General features: G+C 60.1%; 4 protein-coding genes. All 4 read left to right on the top strand.

Going from position 1 to position 3,477, the window contains the following annotated elements:
- Nucleotides 1-502, top strand: a 502-nt coding sequence (locus tag NCT03_RS33440) for a hypothetical protein (protein ID WP_250495490.1), incomplete at its 5' end; no start/stop codon positions are given.
- Nucleotides 499-729, top strand: a complete 231-nt coding sequence (locus NCT03_RS33435; protein WP_250470229.1) for a transcriptional coactivator p15/PC4 family protein — start codon at nucleotides 499-501, stop codon at nucleotides 727-729. The genes NCT03_RS33440 and NCT03_RS33435, both read left to right, overlap by 4 nt.
- A complete protein-coding gene (locus NCT03_RS33430; RefSeq protein ID WP_250470228.1) occupies nucleotides 726-1,061 on the top strand; it encodes a hypothetical protein in 336 nt (111 codons plus the stop codon). Before NCT03_RS33435 ends, NCT03_RS33430 begins: the two co-directional genes overlap by 4 nt.
- Nucleotides 1,058-3,477, top strand: a 2,420-nt coding sequence (locus tag NCT03_RS33425) for a DUF927 domain-containing protein (RefSeq protein WP_250470227.1), incomplete at its 3' end; no start/stop codon positions are given. The genes NCT03_RS33430 and NCT03_RS33425, both read left to right, overlap by 4 nt.

Genomic DNA, 3,477 nt, shown 5'->3' with positions numbered 1-3,477 from the left:
GCGCTCGACTGCTGCGCCGAAGCGTTGCTGCATCTCGCTGAACTCGCCCGCGCCGAGGTGCGTCATGACTAACGTCACCATGAAGACAGCGGCTCGTGCTGATGCTGCGCAAGCCACGTCGGCAGCCCGCCTACTCAACTTACTCTTCGAGCATTTCGACATCGCGCATGCATCGGATAGCGAACTGCAATACCTTGCGGACTCCGTGAGCGCGATCCCTAGCATGGCGTTCTCTTTAGCCGCGCTCGCTCAGGGCATTGGTTCACTGATTGATAGCGACCGGGACATCGGCAATAAGATGCCTCGGTCAGGTGCGCTTCAAGACAACGACCAGTCGACTGTTCTGTATTGCATCGCCGGCGACCTAGAGCTAATCAGTCAGATGGCGGCGATTGCACATCAATCGAACTGGTGCTTGCGACAGCGGCTAATTGATCGTCTCAAAGTTGAACGTTCTCGTCGTGGTCGTACCGATGAGTACTCCTCACAGGAGGGCATATGAACGTGACCAATGGTGAGCGAGTCGTGCTTGACATCCAAAAGAGCGCCACGCAGCGAATCCGCATCTCACAACGTTGGTACAAGGGCCGCGAGTACGTTGACATTCGACTTTTGGTGGTCAATGGCGCGGGCGAGTTTGTGCCAACGCAAAAGGGGCTGATGATGCGTCCGGAACTGCTGCCGCAGGTTATTCAAGGCCTGACGCTGGCGTCACGGGAGGCTGTATGAACGAAAACTACGAACTAGGCATTCCCATCGCCGAAGGCAAATACGCGAGCCCGACCGAATGCGTTCTCATGTGCGGCTTTCTTGTGTTTCACGCGAAGAAGGTCGATGACGACGTGCGCCAGTTCGCACGCCGCGTGCTCGATGTGGTCTTCGCGGCGGCCGCCGAGAACGGCTTTCGACGCACAGATCTGCTTGAAACGCTGATGGCCAAGGGCGATCGTTCGCCGCGCGTGGGCAAGCTTGCACGACAAGCGACCGCGGCGATTGGCGACAACCTTGCCTTCGCGCGGGTGATCGCAAGGGTCGGTGTAATTGCGGGAGGTCAGCAATGAGTACCGTCTTTGACATTCACCAGCGGATTCTCACGGCGCTTTCGTTCATCCCACCAGACGTTGACCGTGACGTTTGGTTTCGTGTCGCCGCTGCGATCAAGCACGAGGAAGGTGACGGCGGTTTCGAGACCTTCGATACTTGGAGTCAGGGTAGCGCGAATTATGTTGCGGCGGACACTCGCGACACGTGGCGCTCGATCCGTCCTGACGGCGGCATCACGATTGCCACCTTGTTTGCGATCGCGAAGAAGTACGGCTACAACCCGCGCTCGAAGCCAGCCATCGTCGTTGATCCGGCGGAAGTCGAACGCCGTCGGACTGAGCGAGACGCTCGCGTACAAAAGGAGGAACAAAGACGAGCGAAGGATCGCAAACACGCGGCTACTCTTGCGCGCGCCATCGTCGAGAGATCTCAACGGGCACGTGATGACCACCCTTACCTGATGCGCAAAGATGTTGCGGCGATTGACACCCTCCGTGAGCTCGACGTGCAAAAGATTAAGACGCTGATCGGTTATCACCCGCAGTCCGGCGGCGTACAGCTCGAGGGGCGAATCCTAATCGCGCCGGTGATGATCAAGGGCGCGGTCGCCACCGTCGAGATGATCGACGAGTCAGGGCGCAAGTCCGCCTTGGCGAACGGCGAGAAGGCAGGCGGCTGTTGGTTTGCGTCCGTACCGCCGTCGAACTGTCGACGCATTCTCATCGCAGAAGGTGTTGCGACAGCGCTATCAGCACAGCAATGCACTGGTCAGGCGACGGTGGCTGCGCTCTCGGCCGGCAACCTCACGAAGGTTGCTGAGGCGATGCGAGGCGCTTATCCCGATGCCGATATCACGGTGCTCGCTGACCTTGGAAACGGGCAACAGAAGGCGGTCGAAGCGGCGCGCGCCGTCGCTGGCAGTGTGGCGCTGCCTGAATTTGGCGATAAGCGCAGTCAAGACGAGACCGATTTCAACGACATGCACACACGTTTTGGCGCGGCCGCGGTCGCCGCACAAATTGAAAAGGCACCGAAGCCCGATACTGCGAATTTACCCGACAAGGGTTGTGTGCCGCGCGGTTTCACCGTGAGCAAGGAAGGTGTGTTTTATAAAGACGATGACGGTATGCCGCACTGGATTTGCTCGCCGCTTCACGTTCGTGCGCTCGTGCGCGATCGCGCCTCGGAGAACTGGGGCCGGCTGCTGGAATGGAAAGACGCTGACGACCATCCCCATGTCTGGGCGATGCCGATGGAGATGTTGCGTTCGGATGGCGCGGACATGCGCGGCGAGCTCGCTCGGTTGGGGCTGGACATCGCCCCAAGCTTCCGCGCGCGCAACAAGCTGACGGAATACGTGACGACCGCCAAACCAAAAGCACGTGGACGATGCGTTACCCGCACCGGCTGGCACAACGGCGCTTTCGTGTTTCCGGACCGGACGATCGGCGAGTCAGACGAGCGCGTGATCTTCCAATCGGAAGTCGTGATGCGCACGTATTCCCAAGCAGGCACGCTGGAGGACTGGAAGCGCGATGTTGCCGCCTACTGCTCGGGCAACTCCCGCATGCTCGTTGCGGTGTCCACCGCGTTCGCCGGCATGATGCTGGCGTACTCAGGACAAGAGTCGGGCGGCCTGAACATCGTCGGCGACTCGTCGACAGGCAAGACAACGGCGCTTCGCGCTGCATGCAGTGTCTATGGTGGTCCGGACTACATGCAGCGCTGGCGGGCGACGTCAAATGGCCTCGAGGGTCTTGCCGCACTTCACAACGATACGTTATTGGTGCTCGACGAACTCGCGCAAGTCGATCCTCGTGAGGCAGGCGAAATCGCCTACATGCTGGCGAACGGCACGGGAAAAGCGCGTGCGGGACGAACCGGATCGGCGCGCGCACGACAATCTTGGCGATTGCTGTTCCTGTCGGCCGGTGAAATCGGTCTCGCACAACACATGCAAGCCGGGGGAAAGAAGGCCAAGGCCGGTCAGGAAGTGCGCCTTGTCGAGATTCCCGCCGATGCAGGTCAGAGCTTCGGTCTCTTCGAAACGCTGCATGGGCAAGCCGGCGGTGCACAACTCTCCGCGCTGATCAACGAGGGCTGCACGCGCAGCTATGGCGTCGCCGCAATCGAAATGCTTAACGCGATCGCGAAGGAGACGAATGTGATCGCACAATACTTGCGTCAGGAGACCGCGAAGTTCCTTGCCGAGCATCTACCGGCTGGCGCCAACGGTCAGGCACATCGCGTCTGTCAGCGGCTCGCCCTAATCGGACTGGCAGGCGAGTACGCAACGGAACGCGGAATCACTGGATGGCAGCCCGGTGAAACACTCGCAGCCGCAGCCACGTGTTTTCGAGCATGGCTAGAGAACCGAGGCGGCGCAGGCAATCACGAGCACGCGGCAATCCTTTCCCACGTCAAAGCGTTCTT

Origin of the sequence: Caballeronia sp. GAWG1-1, from assembly GCF_023631465.1 — a bacterium.
Lineage (GTDB): Bacteria > Pseudomonadota > Gammaproteobacteria > Burkholderiales > Burkholderiaceae > Caballeronia.
The sequence above is the reverse complement of the archived record's forward strand: the minus strand, read 5'-3'. Positions and strand labels throughout refer to the sequence as shown.